Source organism: Hafnia paralvei ATCC 29927 (assembly GCF_001655005.1).
Classification (GTDB): Bacteria; Pseudomonadota; Gammaproteobacteria; order Enterobacterales; family Enterobacteriaceae; genus Hafnia; species Hafnia paralvei.
Window position 1 is genome coordinate 1 of the sequence record NZ_LXET01000011.1, and the last position, 20,296, is coordinate 20,296.

At 49.5% G+C, this 20,296-nt stretch carries 18 protein-coding genes; 15 read left to right on the forward strand and 3 right to left on the reverse strand.

Annotated elements, in window-relative coordinates:
- Positions 1–1,160 precede the first annotated feature (1,160 nt).
- The 5 genes from M988_RS04245 to glnB all read left to right on the forward strand — a co-directional run bounded on the left by M988_RS04245 (position 1,161) and on the right by glnB (position 6,941).
- On the forward strand, positions 1,161–2,597 hold the full coding sequence (locus M988_RS04245) for a sensor histidine kinase (protein ID WP_008814484.1): 1,437 nt from the start codon (positions 1,161–1,163) through the stop codon (positions 2,595–2,597).
- Positions 2,598–2,600: 3 nt separating this feature from the next.
- Positions 2,601–3,422 carry a two-component system QseEF-associated lipoprotein QseG gene (qseG, locus tag M988_RS04250; protein WP_064572969.1) on the forward strand — a complete coding sequence of 274 codons (822 nt, stop codon included), beginning with the start codon at positions 2,601–2,603 and terminating at the stop codon, positions 3,420–3,422.
- A gap of 13 nt (positions 3,423–3,435) precedes the next feature.
- Positions 3,436–4,776: a two-component system response regulator GlrR gene (glrR, locus tag M988_RS04255; protein ID WP_004094641.1), complete on the forward strand. Its 1,341-nt coding sequence runs from the start codon at positions 3,436–3,438 to the stop codon at positions 4,774–4,776.
- A 192-nt stretch (positions 4,777–4,968) separates the two neighbouring features.
- Complete coding sequence (locus M988_RS04260; RefSeq protein ID WP_039189995.1) at positions 4,969–6,591, forward strand: NAD+ synthase; 1,623 nt, start codon at positions 4,969–4,971, stop codon at positions 6,589–6,591.
- Positions 6,592–6,602: 11 nt separating this feature from the next.
- Positions 6,603–6,941, forward strand: coding sequence for a nitrogen regulatory protein P-II (glnB, locus tag M988_RS04265; RefSeq protein ID WP_004847623.1), 339 nt, complete (start codon positions 6,603–6,605; stop codon positions 6,939–6,941).
- Between the two features lie 56 nt (positions 6,942–6,997).
- On the opposite strand, the gene M988_RS04270 is transcribed toward glnB, so the two are convergent.
- Positions 6,998–7,192 (reverse strand): hypothetical protein, encoded by a 195-nt coding sequence (locus M988_RS04270; RefSeq protein WP_039189958.1) that lies wholly within the window; start codon positions 7,190–7,192, stop codon positions 6,998–7,000.
- Between the two features lie 151 nt (positions 7,193–7,343).
- A complete protein-coding gene (fadE, locus tag M988_RS04275) occupies positions 7,344–9,836 on the reverse strand; it encodes an acyl-CoA dehydrogenase FadE (protein ID WP_064572971.1) in 2,493 nt (830 codons plus the stop codon).
- 317 nt (positions 9,837–10,153) lie between these two features.
- Between fadE and lpcA the strand changes: the two genes are divergently transcribed.
- A complete protein-coding gene (lpcA, locus tag M988_RS04280; RefSeq protein WP_008814480.1) occupies positions 10,154–10,732 on the forward strand; it encodes a D-sedoheptulose 7-phosphate isomerase in 579 nt (192 codons plus the stop codon).
- A gap of 209 nt (positions 10,733–10,941) precedes the next feature.
- Positions 10,942–11,709: a class II glutamine amidotransferase gene (locus tag M988_RS04285; protein WP_008814479.1), complete on the forward strand. Its 768-nt coding sequence runs from the start codon at positions 10,942–10,944 to the stop codon at positions 11,707–11,709.
- Here M988_RS04285 and dpaA read toward each other — a convergent pair.
- Positions 11,680–12,405 (reverse strand): peptidoglycan meso-diaminopimelic acid protein amidase, encoded by a 726-nt coding sequence (dpaA, locus tag M988_RS04290; RefSeq protein WP_008814478.1) that lies wholly within the window; start codon positions 12,403–12,405, stop codon positions 11,680–11,682. The genes M988_RS04285 and dpaA overlap by 30 nt on opposite strands.
- A gap of 475 nt (positions 12,406–12,880) precedes the next feature.
- Here dpaA and M988_RS04295 point away from each other — a divergent pair, with 475 nt between their 5' ends.
- The 8 genes from M988_RS04295 to nqrM all read left to right on the forward strand — a co-directional run bounded on the left by M988_RS04295 (position 12,881) and on the right by nqrM (position 20,210).
- Complete coding sequence (locus M988_RS04295; protein WP_064572973.1) at positions 12,881–14,224, forward strand: Na(+)-translocating NADH-quinone reductase subunit A; 1,344 nt, start codon at positions 12,881–12,883, stop codon at positions 14,222–14,224.
- Between the two features lie 3 nt (positions 14,225–14,227).
- Positions 14,228–15,466 carry an NADH:ubiquinone reductase (Na(+)-transporting) subunit B gene (locus tag M988_RS04300; RefSeq protein ID WP_008814476.1) on the forward strand — a complete coding sequence of 413 codons (1,239 nt, stop codon included), beginning with the start codon at positions 14,228–14,230 and terminating at the stop codon, positions 15,464–15,466.
- Complete coding sequence (locus M988_RS04305) at positions 15,459–16,277, forward strand: Na(+)-translocating NADH-quinone reductase subunit C (protein ID WP_064572975.1); 819 nt, start codon at positions 15,459–15,461, stop codon at positions 16,275–16,277. Before M988_RS04300 ends, M988_RS04305 begins: the two co-directional genes overlap by 8 nt.
- On the forward strand, positions 16,270–16,899 hold the full coding sequence (locus tag M988_RS04310) for an NADH:ubiquinone reductase (Na(+)-transporting) subunit D (RefSeq protein ID WP_008814474.1): 630 nt from the start codon (positions 16,270–16,272) through the stop codon (positions 16,897–16,899). Before M988_RS04305 ends, M988_RS04310 begins: the two co-directional genes overlap by 8 nt.
- Before the next feature lie 5 nt (positions 16,900–16,904).
- Positions 16,905–17,501: an NADH:ubiquinone reductase (Na(+)-transporting) subunit E gene (gene nqrE, locus M988_RS04315; protein WP_004847642.1), complete on the forward strand. Its 597-nt coding sequence runs from the start codon at positions 16,905–16,907 to the stop codon at positions 17,499–17,501.
- An 18-nt stretch (positions 17,502–17,519) separates the two neighbouring features.
- Positions 17,520–18,746 (forward strand): NADH:ubiquinone reductase (Na(+)-transporting) subunit F, encoded by a 1,227-nt coding sequence (nqrF, locus tag M988_RS04320; protein ID WP_064572977.1) that lies wholly within the window; start codon positions 17,520–17,522, stop codon positions 18,744–18,746.
- Positions 18,747–18,973: 227 nt separating this feature from the next.
- A complete protein-coding gene (locus M988_RS04325; RefSeq protein ID WP_175320383.1) occupies positions 18,974–19,981 on the forward strand; it encodes an FAD:protein FMN transferase in 1,008 nt (335 codons plus the stop codon).
- Between the two features lies 1 nt (position 19,982).
- Positions 19,983–20,210: a (Na+)-NQR maturation NqrM gene (gene nqrM, locus M988_RS04330; protein ID WP_064572981.1), complete on the forward strand. Its 228-nt coding sequence runs from the start codon at positions 19,983–19,985 to the stop codon at positions 20,208–20,210.
- The last annotated feature ends 86 nt before the right edge of the window (positions 20,211–20,296 follow it).

A 20,296-nucleotide genomic window follows, 5' to 3' on the forward strand; every position in this document is an offset into this window, starting at 1 on the left:
CGGGCGATACCAAACCGAAGCGGAGATGGCATCTCGGACAGAAGCGCGCGAGTTGAGAGCCCCCGCGCAACGGGGCTCTCATCGGTCGCCTTCGCCAGTGTGCTCATGGAAACGCGTTTGCTGACAGGCGAACGAAATATTTCACTGCAACCCCATAGAGGATTAGCGTTCCAAACCGGAGCGGAGATGGCGTCTCGGATAAAAGCGCGCGAGTGCAGAGACCACGAGCTGGTGGTCTCTGCACGTACGCCTTCACCGGTGTATCAATGAAGCTCGGTATCGACAGGCGGGTGGAATATTACACAACGGTGACATCTGCGAACGAAACATGCCACCGCAATCCCATCAACGACAGTCAGCCAACCAAGCAATTCCCCTATGTCGCAAAACAACAACATCACCCCACTATGAGTGTCTCCAAAAAGAGACATTTAACCTATTGATTTTTAACGGCAGTGATAACCGATACCCATAGTGTCTACTTTTAGCGACGGCTAGGTGAAAAAAAGAGCAAAATATATAGCTGAACCAAGGATAACGCCTATATTGATTGCCTATATAAATGTATTTTTATTTAAAAATACTTATATTTTATATTGTTAGAATGAGTCTTATGAAGTTGGCACGGTACGTGCATTGTATAACACAGTTGCTCATTCACTCTTTTATGTCAGCGACCGCAATAGCGAGTCAGGCTACATAAGCCATCGAATGACGCCAAAGTAAGGTGCCTACCGTCCAACTATCCGATAACAGTCGCTTACGCGCTTTATCAAACTCCGGACGACACGTTGAGTGAGGCGCCACCTATTCAATGTCCGACTGTGATGATTGGTTCATCAATTTGGGACATAAAATGAATGACATTCGTCTTATTTGCCGTTGTACGGCGCCGATGACGGTTTACCTCATCACACTGAAGACGAGAATTGCAGTAGCGATATCATTCAGCCAACGGAACCCGAAGACAGTTATCTGCCTTCGGGTTTTTGTTTTATTCCCGTCAGTTATTACGCTGCATGTGCGTTGGCCGCGCTCGTTAATCCTAGTCACGCGATGTTTTGCTCGGCTACGTATCGCCCCGAATGCCGAGTATGTATTGAAGAATTGCTCCCCCTGCCTGACTCAGTTAGCATCTGGGTAAACCTTTAGGTAATGAGATGATTTCCTTGAAGAGATGGCGTTTATTTCCTCGTTCGCTACGTCAGCTAGTCTTGCTGGCATTTCTGCTGGTATTGCTGCCTTTATTGGTGCTGGCTTATCAAGCCTACCAAGGCCTTAATAATTTGAGCTCCCAGGCGGCCGACATCAACCGCACCACGCTTTCCGATGCGCGTCGCAGCGAAGCGATGGCGAGCCTTGCGGTGGAAATGGAACGTAGCTACCGGCAGTTCTGTGTGCTAGGCGATGAATCACTTTCTAAGCTGTATCAAAAACAGCGCGGGCAATACTCTCAAATGCTGGAGCGTCAGGCGTCTGTGTTGCCAGACCCACGTTATTACCAAAAGTTAAACGGTTTGATTGACCAACTGGCGACTTTTCAGTGTCAGAATAATGCGCCTGTGACTCAGGCATCGGCTTTATTGGCTGGTTTTTCAGTGGCAAATGGCCAAATGGTTCAGGCGACGCGAGACGTTATTTTCACGCGCGGACAACAGCTACAGCAGGCTATTGCCGAGCGTGGACAGTTCTTTGGTTGGCAGGCACTGGTGTTGTTTTTAGTGAGTGTGCTGCTGGTATTTCTGTTTACTCGCATGATTATCGGCCCTGTGAAGGGGGTCGAGCGCATGATTAATCGTCTAGGCGAGGGCAAAAACGTTGGCAATATGGTGGCGTTTCGTGGTCCGCGTGAAATCAGATCGTTGGCACAGCGCATTGTTTGGTTGAGTGAACGCCTTTCTTGGTTAGAGTCGCAGCGTCATGAGTTCTTACGTCACATCTCTCACGAATTGAAAACGCCGCTTGCCAGCATGCGAGAAGGAACGGAGCTGTTAGCCGATGAGGTCGCAGGCCCGCTCACTCAGGATCAAAAGGAAGTGGTCGGCATTTTGGACTCCAGCAGTCGTCATTTGCAGCAGCTCATCGAACAGCTATTGGATTACAACCGCAAGCTGGCAGATGCCCCGATGGAGAAAGAAAATGTTAATCTGGGCGAGATGGTCGGGCTGGTGGTGTCGGCCCACAGTTTGCCTGCACGAGCCAAATCTATCCGTACACTTACTGAGCTAAACGTTGACCTTTGCTGGGCAGAACCTACGCTATTAGAACGCGTTATTGATAATCTCTATTCCAATGCGGTGCACTATGGGGCGGAATCCGGTACCATCTGGATCCGCAGTCGTTTGGCTGGTGATAAAATACAGATAGATGTGGCTAACACCGGTGCTGGCATCCCGTCGGCTGAGCAGGCCATGATTTTTGAACCTTTTTATCAGGGAAGTCTTCAACGTAAAGGCGCTGTAAAAGGGAGCGGCTTGGGGCTAAGCATTGCCCGAGATTGTATCCGCCGAATGCAGGGTGATTTACATCTGGTGACCGTAGACGGCGCTGACGTCTGTTTTCGCATTGAATTACCATTAACCGCAGAGATCTCATAACTAATGAATAAGTGGTCTGTTCGCGCCCTATTCAACGAACATTTGATTGACGCTGACGGCCTTTGCCGTATGGCGTCTGTTTTGCGTCCATTTTCCGCATTGGGCGCTATGTTGTTGGTTCCATTTTTGCTAACAGGGTGCGCTAAAACGGGCACCGGTAATCCGGTTTCTCATGCCGTACAGGCGATTATTCCTGACAGTAAAGTGGTGGATTATCAAACGGCCTCTTGCGAGACCCTCTGGTTTAATGATGACAAAGAAGCCGTTGAGAATGGGCTTTATTGGCTGCGCGCGATGGACTGTGCCGATCGCCTGAGCGGGCAAGAGGCGCGGTTGCAGGCTCGCTCGCTGGGCAGTGAAAATTGGCAGCGTGTGTTTAAACAAAGTGTTCTGGTTGGCAGCGCAGAGCCAACAGCCGCCGAGCGTCGACAGATTATCGATCGCTTGAACGGTTATCGTTCCGAGTTCCCTGCTTCTGTGCGTCCGTTGATACAGCTGTGGCGCGAAAAACAGATGCTGATGATCAATATTCTCGATGAAAAAGCGCGTTATCAAAAGTTACAAGCCAGTACGGATTCGCAGCTAGATGCGCTACGAGAAACGCAGGGGCGGTTGCAGTACCAACTTGATGACACCACTCGTAAGCTAGAAAACCTGACAGATATCGAACGTCAGCTCTCTTCACGCAAGCAGATGTCGGGAGAGATGTCCGATCCGTCGGTGAAAGAAGATAGCTCTGACGACACAGGGAAATCTGAGAGTAAAGCTCCGGCAGAGGCCAGTGGCAAGCCAGCTTCAGAACCTGCTAACACGGACGCCCACTAAGGAGCCACACTGAATGACACAACGTAAACCAGCTAATTTACTGTTAGTGGATGATGATCCCAGCTTGCTAAAGCTACTGGGGATGCGCCTGAGTAGTGAAGGATTCCGTGTTACTACGGCAGAAAGCGGGCATGACGCATTACGTGTGTTAGGGCGTGAACAGATTGATTTAGTCATCAGCGACCTGCGGATGGATGAAATGGATGGGATGGCGCTGTTTGCTGAAATCCAAAAGCGTCAGCCCGGTATGCCGGTGATTATTCTTACCGCTCATGGCTCGATTCCTGATGCGGTTGCGGCAACTCAACAAGGTGTATTTGGTTTCTTAACCAAGCCGGTTGATCGTGATGCCCTTTATAAAGCGATTGATGAGGCCTTAGCTCAGTCGATGCCCGCTGCGGGTGATGACACTTGGCGCGAAGGTATCGTCACGCGTAGCCCAACCATGTTGCGTCTGCTGGAACAGGCAAATATGGTGGCTCAATCAGATGTTAGCGTGCTGATTAACGGGCAAAGTGGCACGGGTAAAGAAGTGCTCGCGCAAGCGATTCATGCCGCCAGCCCACGGGCAGGAAAAGCGTTTATTGCAATCAACTGCGGCGCATTGCCAGAACAGTTATTGGAATCTGAGCTGTTTGGTCATGCTAAAGGCGCTTTTACCGGTGCCGTGAGTAGCCGAGAAGGGCTATTCCAAGCAGCAGAGGGTGGCACACTGTTTCTGGATGAAATCGGTGATATGCCGCTGGCGCTACAGGTAAAACTGTTGCGCGTGCTGCAAGAACGCAAGGTGCGCCCGTTAGGCAGCAACCGCGATATCGATATCAACGTGCGTATTATTTCCGCCACGCATCGCGATTTGCCAAAAGCGATGGCGAAAGGAGAGTTCCGCGAGGATCTGTTCTATCGCCTAAATGTGGTGAGTCTGAAGATTCCGGCGCTAAACGAGCGCGCTGAAGACATTCCTCTGCTCGCCAACCATCTGCTGCGCGAATCGGCTCAACGCCATAAACCTTTCGTACGTAGTTTTTCTACTGATGCCATGCGCCGCTTAATGGCCGCGAGCTGGCCGGGAAATGTGCGTCAATTAGTTAACGTTATCGAACAATGCGTTGCGTTAACCAGCGCTCCAGTGATCAGCGAAGCCTTAGTTGAGCAGGCGCTGGAAGGCGAAAATACGGTATTGCCAACGTTTGCTGAGGCGCGTAACCACTTTGAACTTAACTATTTGCGCAAACTCCTGCAAATAACGAAAGGCAACGTCACCAATGCCGCACGTTTGGCTGGTCGTAACCGTACCGAGTTTTATAAGCTGCTGGCGCGGCATGAGTTAGATGCGGCTGATTTCAAAGAATAGGGATCCCCTGCGTACTTGGTGCCGCTGGTCAAATTACGCTGGGGAATTCGAGTGCTTTTGGTCGTTTAGGGCGCTAAACAAAGTGATGAGAATGTTTTACACTTGGCGCATTAAACCAGCCTCTTTTTTATATCCAAAGTAGTTGGAGTGGCGACAAGGTCGCCGCTTCGAATACGAAGGAAGTGAGTAATTATGAGTCGATCTCTTTCTATTGCGTTAGCCCAGCTCAACTGGCTGGTGGGTGATATCGAAGGTAACACCGAACGTATGCTGAATACTTTGTGCGAGCAGCGCAAAGCGGGTGCCGATTTGGTGATGTTTTCTGAATTGGCGCTTTCGGGCTATCCACCTGAAGATTTGCTGTACCGTGATGATTTTTATCTGCGTTGTCAGGCGCAGTTGGATCGTTTGCAGCAGGCATCGACAGATATCGCGGTTTTAGTTGGTCATCCGTGGCGTGAAGGAGAGCATTTATATAATGCGCTATCTCTGTTCTCTGAGGGACAGTTGGTTGCGCGTTATTTCAAACAGCAGCTGCCAAACTATGGCGTATTCGATGAGAAACGCTATTTCTCAGCGGGTCATGAGAGCTGTGTGGTTGAGCTCAAAGGCTATCGTTTAGGTCTGCTGATTTGTGAAGATCTGTGGTTCGATGGCCCCGTTGATGCCGTTGCGGCGGCGGGCGCTGAAGTGCTGCTGTCGATCAATGCCTCTCCGTACAACCGTGAAAAACCCTATATCCGCAAAACCTTGCTGACGAGCCACTGCCAACGCACTGGATTACCTCTGGTGTATCTGAATCAGGTGGGGGGGCAGGACGAACTCATTTTTGATGGTTGTTCTAAAGGCTTTGATGCGTCCGGTAATATGACGCACCGCTTAGCAGCCTTCGCTGAACAAACTGCCTTATTCAATTTGCATGATATGCAGGTGGAACCGATGGTTGCACCGGCCGCTAGCCTGCCCGAACTGGCACAGGTTTATGAAGCGTTGGTGCTAGCCGTGCGTGATTACGTCACGAAAAATGGCTTCCAAGGCGCGGTGCTCGGCCTATCTGGCGGTATCGATTCGGCGTTGACGCTGGCGATTGCCGTAGATGCGCTGGGTAAAGATAAAGTTCAAGCGATGATGATGCCATTCCGTTACACCGCGGATATCAGCATTGCTGATGCGAAAGAAGAAGCTGAAATTCTGGGTGTCGAGTTTGATATTGTCTCCATCGAACCGATGTTTGATGCCTTTATGGGCCAGCTTGCACCGATGTTCGCTGGAACTGAGCGCGATACCACCGAAGAGAATTTACAGGCGCGTTGCCGTGGCGTAGTGCTGATGGCACTGTCGAATAAACGCCGCCGTTTGGTTCTAACTACCGGTAATAAGAGTGAAATGGCCGTAGGCTACGCCACGCTTTACGGTGATATGGCCGGTGGTTTTGATGTGTTGAAAGACGTGCCAAAAACGCTAGTATTCAAGCTATCTGAATATCGTAATACGGTATCCTATGTGATCCCGCAGCGCGTTATTGATCGTCCACCATCAGCAGAACTGGCTCCCGATCAGCTCGATCAGGATAGCTTACCGCCGTATGACATTCTGGATGCAATTCTGGAAGGCTACGTTGAGCAAGACAAGTCGGTAGCTGATTTGGTTGCCGCAGGCTTTGACGAGGCGGTGGTGCGAAAGGTTATTCGTTTGGTTGATATTAATGAATATAAGCGCCGTCAGGCTGCAGTTGGGCCGCGAATTACCGCGCGCAACTTTGGCAAAGATCGTCGCTATCCGATTACATCTGGCTTTGGCCGCAAAAACTGGTAAAGGGATTAGCAATGAAGAAGATTGACGCAATTATTAAGCCATTCAAGCTGGATGATGTTCGCGAAGCGCTGGCTGAAGTGGGGATCACTGGTATGACCGTCACCGAAGTTAAAGGTTTTGGGCGCCAGAAAGGTCATACGGAACTGTATCGTGGCGCGGAATACATGGTCGATTTCTTGCCGAAGGTAAAAATTGAAATCGTCGTTGCCGATGACATCGTAGATACCTGCGTAGAAACCATCATGCAGACCGCTCAAACTGGCAAAATTGGCGATGGAAAAATCTTTGTCTTCGACGTTGCGCGCGTAGTGCGTATTCGTACCGGTGAGCAGGATGAGGAAGCGATCTAAATCGCGTCAGTACTGAACATCAAAAAGCCCAGATGAGAATCTGGGCTTTTTTTGTCTTAGTGACCTAAGGTGAATAATTGATATCCTATCCAACCAATGTAGCCAGCTACACTTAACACTAGCACTAATCCTAAACCTAGAATTAGTTTCTTGTCCGGCGTTGTGGCTTTGGATAGTTTTGCCATCAACACTGCAGCCAGTATCAAGAGGAAACAAAATAAAATAAAACCGGGGATGATTATCATGCCCATGACGTGCTTTCCTTGCGCGTGTATCTTCGCTTATAGCTATAATTTTTTGATAGTTAGCTAACTAAAGCTTAATAGCTCGCTATCTATAAATTAATAGCGGGTTTAATGTGACTGATTGCCATACGACCCGCTATTTTCATGATAGTTCAGATTAAGCGGCCTCGTTTTTCCGCAGGCCATTCTGCTTTTCCGGCAGGTTTTTCTCCGTATGCGTGGCTTGTACCGGTTCTTTTTCTGGTACGACGGCAGCAGCTAGCGCTTCAGGCTCGAATTCATCGACGTTGATGGTACGCAGGCGGCTTTCCTCTGCTTTCACTAGGATTGCCTGCTCTTCAGCGTTGATCAGTCCTTTATCCAGCGCTGCCTTTGCCAACTGATCCAAGCGGGTGAACGGCAGGTTTTTACCCAGCGCTTTACAGATGCGCTGATGGATTGGGTCTGCGGCAATCACGTCTGCCAGCGCGGCTTCGATCAAACCATGTGGGTTGTGTTCGCTTGGCGTGAGATACATTCCACGACCAATGCGGCTACGTGTGGCGGATGGAACCTGAAGGATTTTCGCCACTTTATGATCCAGATAATCAGATGGGGCGGTATGAGCGCGGCCGAGTGGGAAAATCACAGCGCGCATGACGCCAGCCACAAAGCCGTTCGGGAAGTTGCGCAGCAGGTCATCGATGGCCTGTTCAGCCTGATGCAACGCATCCTGAACACCCCAATGCACCAGCGGCAGATCCGCTTCGTTGCGGCCTTCATCTTCGTAACGTTTCAGAACCGCAGTGGCTAAGAACAGCTGGCTGAGCAAATCCCCCAATCGTGCTGAGATACGTTCACGGCGTTTCAGTGAACCCCCCAGTACGCCCATGGATACATCAGATAACAGCGCTAGGTTAGAGCTCATGCGGTTAATCTGTTGATAGTAGCGGCGTGTTGCATCTTTGGTTGGCGTGGCGCTGGTGCGGCCATCGGTCAGACCCAGCCAGAAGCTACGTACTTTATGGCTACCAACATGACCTAAGTGGCTAAACAGCAACTTATCAAAGCGCGGAACGCTGTTGTCCTGCGCGGCAGCCATTTCATCCAGTACATAAGGATGGCAGCGGATTGCGCCCTGACCGAAGATCATCATGCTGCGCGTCAGAATATTGGCGCCTTCAACGGTGATGGCGATCGGAGCACCTTGATAAGCACGTGCCACAAAGTTTGATTCACCGAGCATAATGCCTTTACCACCGGCGATATCCATTGCATCAATGATTGAACGCTGGCCCCTATGGGTACAGTGATATTTAATAATCGCTGACAGCACCGCAGGTTTCTCACCTTGCATGATGCCATAGGTCACTAAGGTTGCTGCCGCATCCATGACGTAAGCGTTACCCGCAATGCGCGCTAATGGTTCTTCAATCCCTTCCATTTTACCGATCGAGATTTTGAATTGGCGACGGATGTTGGCATATGCACCAATGGCCAGTGCGACGCTTTTCAGGCTGCCGGTCGCGTTAGACGGCAATGTGATACCTCGCCCAACCGACAAGCATTCGACCAGCATACGCCAGCCTTGGCCGGCCATGGTTTGTCCACCGATAATGAAATCGATAGGAACGAAAACATCTTGGCCACGCGTCGGGCCGTTTTGGAACGGTACGTTCAGAGGGAAGTGACGAGCACCAATTTCTACGCCATCGGTATCGGTTGGAATAAGCGCACAGGTAATACCTAAGTGTTCTTCACCACCGAGTAAACGCTCAGGGTCAGAAAGCTTGAAGGCTAAGCCAAGCACGGTCGCAATCGGAGCGAGAGTGATGTAACGCTTGTTCCATGTCAGGCGCATGCCCAGAGTTTGCTTGCCTTGCCATTCACCCATGCACACGATCCCTACGTCTGGAATTGCGCCAGCGTCGGAACCCGCTTCAGGGCTGGTTAGCGCGAAACAAGGGATCTCTTCACCACGCGCTAAGCGCGGTAAATAGTGATCTTTTTGCGCTTCGGTACCGTAATGTTGCAACAGTTCGCCGGGGCCGAGGGAGTTAGGAACACCCACGGTGATAGACAAAATACCTGACACACCAGACAGTTTTTGCAGTACACGCGACTGAGCGTAGGCAGAGAACTCCAGACCGCCATACTGTTTTTTGATAATCATGGCGAAGAAGCGATGTTCTTTCAGATAGGCCCACAGTTCAGGCGGCAAGTCAGCCAGTTCATGAGTGATCTGGAAATCATTTGCCATGCGGCAAGCTTCTTCCACTGGGCCATCCAGAAATGCTTGTTCTTCTTCCGTTAGCTTAGGCTGCGGATAATCATGCAGTTTTTTCCAGTCTGGCGTCCCACGGAAAATATCGCCTTCCCACCATGTCGTTCCTGCATCGATAGCTTCTTTCTCGGTGCGAGACATTGGCGGCATGACTTTTTGGAATGCTTTTAAGGCTGGCGCAGAGATCAGTGAACGGCGCACCGAAACCAGTACCAGTGGTAATAAGACCACGGCAACCGGAACCAGTGCCCAGAACGACCAGAGACCAATTGCAGCCATGGCTGCGGTGTATGCCAGCAAAATAGCGCTGCTTAGATAGAGATTAACTTGGTGATAGAACAGCACGCCAATCGCTATCAAAAAAACCACAAGACTAAGAACCATCATGTTAATGCTCCTGCGCGTTCAGAGGTCGAGTTAGGAGGACCAAGTAGTAGGAGGTCTGACCTGTTGTAGATAATATAGGTTGTAGTTGAGTTAATTTTATTTAGCAATGTGTTTACATATTAATTACAACGCAGCTCACAATTTCACCCTTAAACCGCATTTCAAGTTAAATAACGCCGCCTATGAGCGATGATGAGCGAAAAAGAAAGTCTAGGATCGGTGAAAACGCGCGTTGCGGTACTTCTCGGGGTGGGTGCTATCCGTTACACTTCTTACAATATATCGAATGCCATTTTCTATGTAATAAAGAGGCTGCTATGTACCACGATCTCATTCGTAGTGAACTGAACGAAGCAGCGACAACGCTGCAAAATTTTATCGGCGATGACGCTAACATTGATGCTATTCAGCGCGCTGCGGTTCTGCTGGCTGATTCATTCAAAGCGGGTGGCAAAGTGCTGTCCTGCGGCAATGGGGGTTCACATTGCGATGCTATGCATTTTGCAGAAGAGTTGACAGGCCGTTACCGTGAGAATCGCCCTGGCTATGCGGCAATCGCGATTTCTGATCCAAGCCATTTGTCCTGCGTGAGCAATGACTTTGGTTATGAGTACGTATTCTCTCGCTACGTTGAAGCTGTTGGCCGTGAAGGTGATGTGCTGTTGGGCATTTCAACTTCAGGCAATTCTGGCAACATCATTAAGGCGATTGAAGCCGCGCGCGCTAAAGGCATGAAAGTGATTACCCTGACCGGTAAAGACGGCGGGAAAATGGCGGGTAGCGCCGATGTTGAAATCCGTGTACCGCACTTTGGCTATGCAGACCGCATTCAGGAAATTCACATTAAAGCGATACATATCCTGATCCAGTTGATTGAAAAAGAGATGGTGAAATAAGCTATTTTGATTGCCTTTTGAGCGAGGCATAAATTAGCGTTTATGTCTTGATCGTATGGGCCAGCGCGACAGGACGCGCGCTGGCGTTGGGGCGTGCGCTCAATTCTTTCACTTACCGTAACTGGCGAGTGACGCCCTTTTCAGCGGCAACATAAAGAAGGCAGACGGTGCCTGATGTATAACCGTCGACGTTGGAACAGGAGGTAGCTATGTGTGAACTACTCGGTATGAGTGCCAATGTGCCGACGGACATCTGCTTCAGCTTTACCGGTTTGGTACAGCGTGGTGGGCGCACCGGGCCACATAAAGATGGATGGGGTATAACCTTTTATGAAGGTAACGGCTGCCGTACATTTAAAGATCCGCATCCTAGTTTCAATTCACCTATTGCTCGCTTGGTGCAAGAGTATCCAATAAAATCCTGCGCGGTGATTTCTCATATTCGGCAGGCTAATCGCGGTACCGTTGCACTCGAAAATACTCACCCCTTTACTCGTGAACTATGGGGGCGAAATTGGACGTTTGCACATAATGGCCAACTGACCGGATACAAAAATCTAGAAACGGGATATTTCCGCCCAGTTGGTCAAACCGATAGCGAATATGCATTTTGTTGGCTGCTGAATAAAATGGCGACCCGATATCCAAGAACGCCGGGTAACTGGCCTGCGGTATTCCGCTTTATTGCTCAATGCGCCGATGAATTACGCGCAAAAGGCGTATTTAATATGCTGCTGTCTGATGGGCGTTTTGTGATGGCCTATTGCTCGACGAATTTATATTGGATAACGCGTCGGGCACCTTTCGGTAAGGCAACGCTATTAGATGAGGATGTGGAAATTGATTTCCAATCACAAACGACGCCGAATGACGTCGTTACCGTGATTGCTACTCAACCCCTAACCAGCAATGAAAACTGGAGCCGCATTGGGTCAGGGGAGTATGCCTTATTTTGTTTGGGTGAACGCCAGCTGTGACGGAGATTGCCCATCCAGCGCTGATGGGCGATTCACCACATACTGACCATTAACGACATTCACCATAGGGGGCTGGTGGTGCTCATTGAAATAAGCATAGCCAGGCTGCAGCTGTTTCCAGAACGGCAAATAATCAGAGTTGCGATGGCGCTGCATATTTTGCTCGGTCATACGGAACGGATAAATATTGATATTGACCAACGTTTGTCCATTACGAAATGCACTTTGCACATAGGTATAAATTTGCGAGATACCTTCGTTAGTCATCGCATAACAACCAATCGAAACGCAGTCACCGTGAATCATCAAATATTTGCCTGAATAACCGTGCGCCTGATCGTAGGCATTCGGATATCCAATATTAATGGCTTGGTAAAATTTACTGTTTGGTTTCAAATGACGCGCATCAACCTGATAGAAACCTTCAGGGCTTTTGAAATCCCCTTCGGTACGCTTCGGCCCTAATCCACCTGAAAACTTACAGATATTGAAGCTTTGCACCAGTTGATATTTGTCTTGAACTTTGGCAAAAAGTTCGAGCTTTCTTTCTTCTTTGAATATCTGAATATAAACCGGAGAACCCAATAGCTGCTGTTTGACCAGTGGTGTATTTTGCGCCTGCTCACTGGCAGACGAACTACATGACGTCAGTGGCAGTACAAAAAATACGGCCAACAAGGCGATGATTTTGCCCATTTATAACCCTGCAAATAAACTATAGATAGAAGATCTTCAGATTAAGTCTGTTGACAGCTCCCAAAACAGCGTCAGTTTAATCCAGAGTGAGCAACGGGAGTGAGTGTTTTTTGAGTCGTTTCTGATGAAATCTTTGTGTAGTTAAAATTAAGCATCATAACCATTGCTTGATAGCCATATAAAAGCCGAGGTGTTCATCTGATAAAAATGAATTGTTTCTCGCTATGTCTAATTTGCTTGATGCAGGTCACGGCAATGCTGCTGATGTTCGCGGTGTAAAATGGTAAAATCGCGCGGTTATCGGTAACATCGCTTTTAATCCCTGTAATACCTCGGGTTAATATTCGCCGATAGCGATGAGCAATCTCTTATCTGCATGCAACGATGTTCTTTTTTCTTAACGAAAATAGCGCATACAGGAACGCCTGCAGGGTTCACATCATTAATGTCATGACGATATATATAGTGCAACCAAATGATTAAAATTAAAAAAGGGCTTAATTTGCCTATCGAGGGTGCACCCGCCCCGGTCATTGAACAGGGCCCAGCCATCGGTCGCGTTGCCATTTTGGGTGGCGACTATGTTGGCATGCGACCTTCAATGGTCGTGCAAGAGGGTGATCAAGTTAAAAAAGGTCAGGTGCTTTTTGAAGATAAAAAGAATCCTGGCGTATTGTTTACTGCTCCAGCTGCAGGACAGGTTATCGCGATCAATCGCGGTGAAAAACGTGTTCTGGAGTCCGTCGTCATTGCCGTCGACGGTGATGAGCAGGTGACATTTCCCCACTATGATGCTGCCGAACTGGCGGATTTGACGCGAGCTCAGGTCGAAAGCAATCTTGTGGCATCGGGTCTATGGACCGCGCTGCGTACGCGTCCGTTTAGCCATGCCCCAAAGCTGGGTTCTGACACCGCCGCTATTTTCGTGAGCGTAATGGATACTCAGCCATTGGCTGCTGATCCTTTGCTGATCCTGCGTGAAAACATGGCTGACTTCGAGCATGGGCTGACCGTGCTAAGCCGTTTGACCGAAGGAAAGGTTTACGTATGCCAGCAGGCAGGCGCAGGGCTACAAAACAAAACGGCTCCGAATGTTACCTACAACGAATTTAGTGGCCCGCATCCAGCAGGGTTGGTAGGGACTCACATTCATTTCTTAGAGCCAGTTAGTCTGACGAAAACCGTCTGGCATATTGGCTATCAGGACGTTATTGCCGTCGGTAAGCTTTTCACCACCGGTGAATTGTATACCGACCGCGTTATCGCCTTGGGCGGCCCTCAGGTAGAAAAACCAGTGTTGCTGCGAACCCGATTAGGCGCGAGCACCGACGAAATGACGGTTGGGCGTCTAAAGCAGGGTGATAATCGCATTATCAGTGGCTCCGTATTGAGTGGGACGCAGGCGATTGGCACCAAAGCTTTCCTAGGCCGCTTCCATAATCAAATCTCCGTAGTGAAAGAAGGGCGTGAGAAAGAGCTACTAGGCTGGATGATGCCTGGCGCGAATAAATTCTCGATCACCCGCACCACGCTGGGGCATTTCTTCAAACGCAAACTGTTTGCTTTTTCCACCGATATGAACGGTGGTGAGCGTGCCATGGTGCCAATTGGCAACTATGAGCGCGTTATGCCGTTGGATATCTTACCCACCATGCTGCTGCGCGATCTGCTGTCTGGCGACTGTGAAAGTGCTCAAGCTCTAGGATGCTTAGAGCTGGATGAGGAAGATCTCGCGCTCTGTACTTTTGTGTGCCCGGGCAAATATGAATATGGCCCAGTGCTGCGCGACGTGCTGACGACCATTGAGCAGGAAGGATAATTCATGGGCCTGAAGAGTTTTATCGAGAACATGGAGCACCACTTCGAACCGGGTGGCAAGCTGCAAAAATACTATCCGCTCTATGAAGCGGCTGCCACGCTGATGTACACGCCGGGCAAAGTGACGCACGGTGCGTCGCACGTTCGTGATGCGATCGACTTAAAGCGCATGATGATTTTGGTTTGGCTGGCGGTATTCCCAACGATGTTTTGGGGAATGTACAACGTCGGTCACGAAACTATCGGCGCGTTGAACCATCTGTATCAGGGCGAAAAGCTGGCTCAGGTGATTGCTTCAGATTGGCATTATTGGTTAGCTGAAATGTTGGGTGCCAGCCTACAGGCTAATGCTGGTTGGGCTAGCATGATGACGCTGGGTGCAGTCTATTTCCTGCCGATTTATGCCGTCGTGTTCTTAGTCGGCGGTTTCTGGGAAGTGCTGTTTTCCATCATCCGCAAACATGAAATCAACGAAGGTTTCTTCGTCACGTCGATTCTGTTTGCTTTGATTGTGCCGCCAACGTTACCACTGTGGCAGGCCGCGCTGGGTATTTCATTCGGCGTAGTGATTGCCAAAGAGATTTTCGGCGGTACGGGGCGTAACTTCTTGAACCCGGCATTGGCTGGCCGTGCGTTCCTGTTCTTTGCCTATCCGGCGCAGATCTCTGGCGATTTGGTATGGAACGCAGCCGATGGCTATTCGGGGGCAACGCCGTTATCTCAGTGGAGCGCGGGTGGTCAGAGCGGTTTACTGAACACGATTACCGGTCAGCATGTGACTTGGATGGATGCCTTCATTGGTAACATTCCAGGTTCTATTGGTGAAGTTTCCACGCTGATGATTCTGATCGGTGGCCTGATTATTATGTTTGGCCGCGTTGCGTCATGGCGCATTGTAGCGGGTGTCATGCTTGGCATGATAGCGATGTCTGCGCTGTTTAACTTTATTGGTTCTGATACTAACCCAATGTTTGCGATGCCGTGGTACTGGCATTTAGTCTTGGGTGGTTTCGCTTTCGGTATGATCTTTATGGCAACCGATCCGGTATCGGCTTCCTTTACCAATAAGGGTAAATGGTGGTACGGCGGGTTGATTGGTGTGATGTGCGTTCTGGTTCGCGTGGTTAACCCTGCTTACCCAGAAGGCATGATGTTGGCGATCCTGTTCGCAAACCTGTTTGCTCCATTGTTCGATTACATGGTGGTGCGCGCCAACATCAAAAGGAGAAAAGCACGTGGCTAAGGATTCTGTGAATAAAACGAGCGCGGGCAAAAACGATAGCATCGGCAGAACGCTGCTGGTGGTCGTGATTTTGTGTCTGGTGTGTTCAGTGATTGTTGCTGGCTCAGCGGTTGGCTTGAAGCCGATGCAGGAAGAGCAAAAGCAACTGGATAAACAACGCAACATTCTGGCGGTTGCTGGGTTGATGCATGGCGATAAGCTTGATGCCGAGCAGGTTAAAACGCTGTTTGGTGAGCGTATTGAGCCACGTTTGCTTGACCTGAAAAGCGGCGAGTTTACGGCAGGCGAGCCGAACTCGTTTGATATGAGCAAAGCGCTGAAAGATCCTAATGCGAGTACGGCATTGACGCTTGAACAGGATTTGGCGGGTATCAAACACCGTAGCAATATTGTCGAAGTGTATTTGGTAAAAGATGCACAGGGCAAAATTGGTCAGGTTGTGCTGCCGATATATGGAACAGGTCTGTGGTCGGTGATGTACGCCTTTGTGGCTATCGACACCGATGGCAATACGGTGAAAGGTTTGACCTTCTATGAGCACGGTGAAACTCCGGGGCTGGGGGGAGAAATCGAAAATCCGTCATGGCGTGAGAAATGGGTAGGTAAGCAACTGTTTGACGACGGTGGTAAACCGGCTATACGTATCGTGAAAGGTGGCGCAAATCCACTGGATCCACACGGCGTTGACGGGCTGTCGGGGGCGACGCTGACCGCGAACGGTGTACAGCATACCTTTGATTTCTGGATGGGTGACAATGGTTATGGGCCATTCCTGAAACGCGTTCGTGAAGGAGCATTGAATCATGGCTGATACTAAAGAGATTAAAAAAGTTTTGTTGGGGCCGTTGCTCGACAACAACCCGATTGCCTTGCAGATTCTGGGCGTGTGTTCCGCGTTGGCGGTGACGACCAAGCTTGAAACGGCATTCGTGATGACCATTGCCGTAACGCTGGTTACTGCGTTCTCCAACTTCTTTATTTCATTAATCCGTCATCAGATCCCGAACAGCGTGCGCATTATTGTGCAGATGGCGATTATTGCCTCGCTCGTTATTGTTGTTGACCAGATTTTGCGTGCTTATGCCTATGAAATCTCGAAGCAACTTTCGGTGTTTGTTGGTTTGATCATTACCAACTGTATCGTGATGGGGCGTGCTGAAGCTTATGCCATGAAGTCACCGCCGATTGAAAGTTTTATGGACGGTATCGGCAACGGTTTGGGCTATGGCGTCATTCTGATTCTGGTCGGTTTCCTGCGTGAACTGTTTGGTTCAGGCAAGCTGTTTGGTATCACCGTGCTGGAAAGCGTGCAAAACGGCGGTTGGTATCAACCGAACGGTCTGTTCCTGCTGGCACCGAGTGCGTTCTTTATTATCGGTATGCTGATTTGGGCTCTGCGTACGTTGAAGCCTGAACAGATTGAGAAGGAGTAAGGCAGATGGAACATTATATCAGCCTATTTGTTCGCTCGGTTTTCATTGAAAACATGGCATTAGCCTTCTTTTTGGGTATGTGTACATTTTTGGCCGTTTCCAAGAAAGTCACCACGGCTTTTGGTTTGGGCGTAGCTGTGACCGTTGTTTTGGGGATTTCTGTTCCTGCCAACAATCTGGTCTATAACTATGTGCTGCGCGATAGTGCGCTGGTTGAGGGCGTTGATTTAAGCTTCCTGAGTTTTATCACCTTCATTGGCGTCATTGCGGCCTTGGTGCAGATTCTGGAAATGATCCTCGATCGTTTCTTCCCATCTCTGTATAACGCGCTGGGCATTTTCCTGCCGTTAATTACCGTAAACTGCGCCATTTTTGGTGGGGTATCATTCATGGTTCAGCGTGATTACAACTTCGCTGAGTCCGTGGTATATGGTTTTGGTTCAGGGATCGGATGGCTGCTAGCCATTGTGGCTATGGCGGGTCTGCGCGAAAAAATGAAATATGCCAATGTGCCCGCAGGGCTACGTGGGCTAGGTATCACATTTGTGACCACCGGCCTGATGGCATTGGGCTTTATGTCCTTCTCCGGCGTACATCTCTGACAGGACAGGAAGGAACCTATGCAAGAAATTATTCTGGGTGTGGCGATGTTCACCCTGATCGTGGTGGCACTGACCGTCCTGATCTTGTTCGCCAAATCTAAGCTGGTGAATACCGGCGATATTCATGTCGAAGTGAACGACGATCCGGAAAAGAGCTTTGATGCTCCTGCCGGTGACAAATTGTTAAACATGCTGTCTAGTCAGGGGATTTTTGTTTCTTCTGCCTGTGGTGGCGGTGGTTCATGTGGCCAGTGCCGTGTACACGTTAAAGAAGGTGGCGGCGATATTCTTCCCACAGAGTTGGCGCATATTTCCAAGCGTGAGGCGAAAGAGGGCTGTCGTTTAGCCTGTCAGGTTAGCGTGAAGCAGGATCTGAAAATCGAATTGCCGGAAGAGATCTTTGGCGTGAAAAAGTGGGAGTGTGAAGTTATCTCCAACGATAACGTCGCAACTTTCATTAAAGAGCTAAAGTTACGTATCCCTGAGGGTGAAGCAGTGCCATTCCGTGCGGGTGGGTATATCCAAATCGAATGCGAACCGCACCACGTGCGCTACGCTGATTTTGATGTACCAGAGGAGTACCGAGGCGACTGGGACAAGTTCAATCTGTTCCGCTTTGAATCCAAGGTTACTGAGCCGACTATCCGAGCCTACTCTATGGCGAACTACCCAGATGAGAAAGGTCTGATCATGCTGAACGTGCGTATTGCTACGCCGCCTCCGGGCGTGCCTGATGCGCCTCCGGGGATCATGTCCTCCTATATCTGGTCGTTGAAGCCGGGTGATAAAGTAACGATTTCTGGGCCATTCGGTGAGTTCTTTGCGAAAGAAACCGATGCCGAGATGATCTTTATCGGCGGTGGTGCTGGTATGGCACCAATGCGTTCGCACATCTTCGATCAGCTCAAGCGTTTGCACACTAAGCGTAAGATGAGTTTCTGGTACGGTGCACGTTCAACGCGTGAAATGTTCTACGTCGAAGACTTCAATAAGCTTGCGGCAGAGAATCCAAACTTCACGTGGAATATCGCATTGTCCGATCCTCAGCCTGAAGATAACTGGACGGGTTACACTGGCTTTATTCATAATGTATTGCTTGAAAACTATCTGCGTGCCCACCCAGCACCAGAAGATTGTGAGTTCTACATGTGTGGACCACCGATGATGAATGCTGCTGTGATCAAGATGCTGAAAGATCTCGGGGTAGAAGACGAGAATATCATGCTTGATGACTTCGGCGGCTGATAGCCATCGTCCTTGAAGCAGTGGCGGTGTTGGCTGCGCGAGTTAACCCCAGTCACTTACTTTTGTAAGCGTCTGGGGATTCGTTCCGTTGCCGCCTTCCTGCATCTTGACATCCATTGGCTATCTATTTTTGATGAGCTTTTTGTGACATAGCCAAAAACTGGTTGAACATGATGATAAATAATACTGCGCGGGCGACCGCGTTTTTTATTAAGAAAACGCGGTGGATGATTTTCTGCGGTTTGGCTTTTTTACTGACAGGATGTGGGCCGGAGCAGGTCAACATTGAAGGTAAAACGATGGGGACGTATTACTCCATCAAATATGTCAGTGAATCGGGAATGCCTGCACCTGAAGAGATTAAGGCTGAGCTAGATAAGCGTTTGGAATTGGTTAACGACCAGATGTCGACCTATCGTTCTAACTCGGAGCTAAGCCGTTTTAATCAAAGTACGGATGTGAATAAGCCATTCCCAGTTTCGGCGGCGACGGCGAAAGTGGTATCGGAAGCCATTCGTATCAATAAGATGACGGATGGCGCGTTAGATATCACGGTGGGGCCCTTGGTGAATCTGTGGGGATTCGGACCGGAAGGTCGTCCTGACCGCGTGCCGAGCGATGAGGAGATCAATCAGCGCCGTAGCTGGATTGGTATCGAACACTTGGCTGTTCAAGGTGACGCTTTGGTGAAGGATATTCCACAGCTTTATCTGGATCTTTCGTCTATTGCCAAAGGTTATGGCGTTGACGTAGCCGCTGAGTATTTGGCCTCATTGCATATCACTAATTACATGGTTGATATCGGTGGTGAAGTACGTACCCGAGGCCTTAACGGAGATGGTGCTCCGTGGCGTATTGCTATTGAAAAGCCGCAGGCGGGTCTACAGCAAAGTGCGCAGGTGATCATTCAGCCGGGGGAGATGGCGATTGCGACTTCTGGAGATTATCGCAACTACTTTGAGAAGAACGGTCAGCGTTTTTCTCATGAAATTGACCCAAAAACAGGGCGTCCGGTAACGCATCATCTGGTGTCGATTACCGTACTGGCACCAAGCTGTATGACCGCTGATGGTCTATCAACCGGATTGGATGTGATGGGACCCGAGCGCGGTATGGCGCTGGCAAACTTGCTGGGAATTCCGGTGTTTATGATTGTTAAGACTGAAAACGGTTTTGAAGATCGCTATTCAGAGGCCTTCAAACCTTATCTGGTGCAATCAACCAAAGGTAAATGATATGGCAACGGTATTTATCGCGACCTTTGTGATGTTTTTAGTGGTGATAGCCGCGATGTCCATCGGTTATATCATCAAACGCAAAAGTATCCACGGCAGCTGCGGTGGTATTGCTAGCCTTGGGCTTGAAAAAGTATGTGACTGCCCAGAACCTTGTGATGCACGCAAAAAACGGATGGCGCGTGAAGAAGCTCGGCGCGAGATATTGGAGAAGCATAGGATTTTGTGATGGGCGTGTGTTTATGCTGTAAGGCGTAAGGTTTCGTACGCCTAAAGCATCGAATATCACATTAGCCTTGTGTAGGCGTCCGAGTC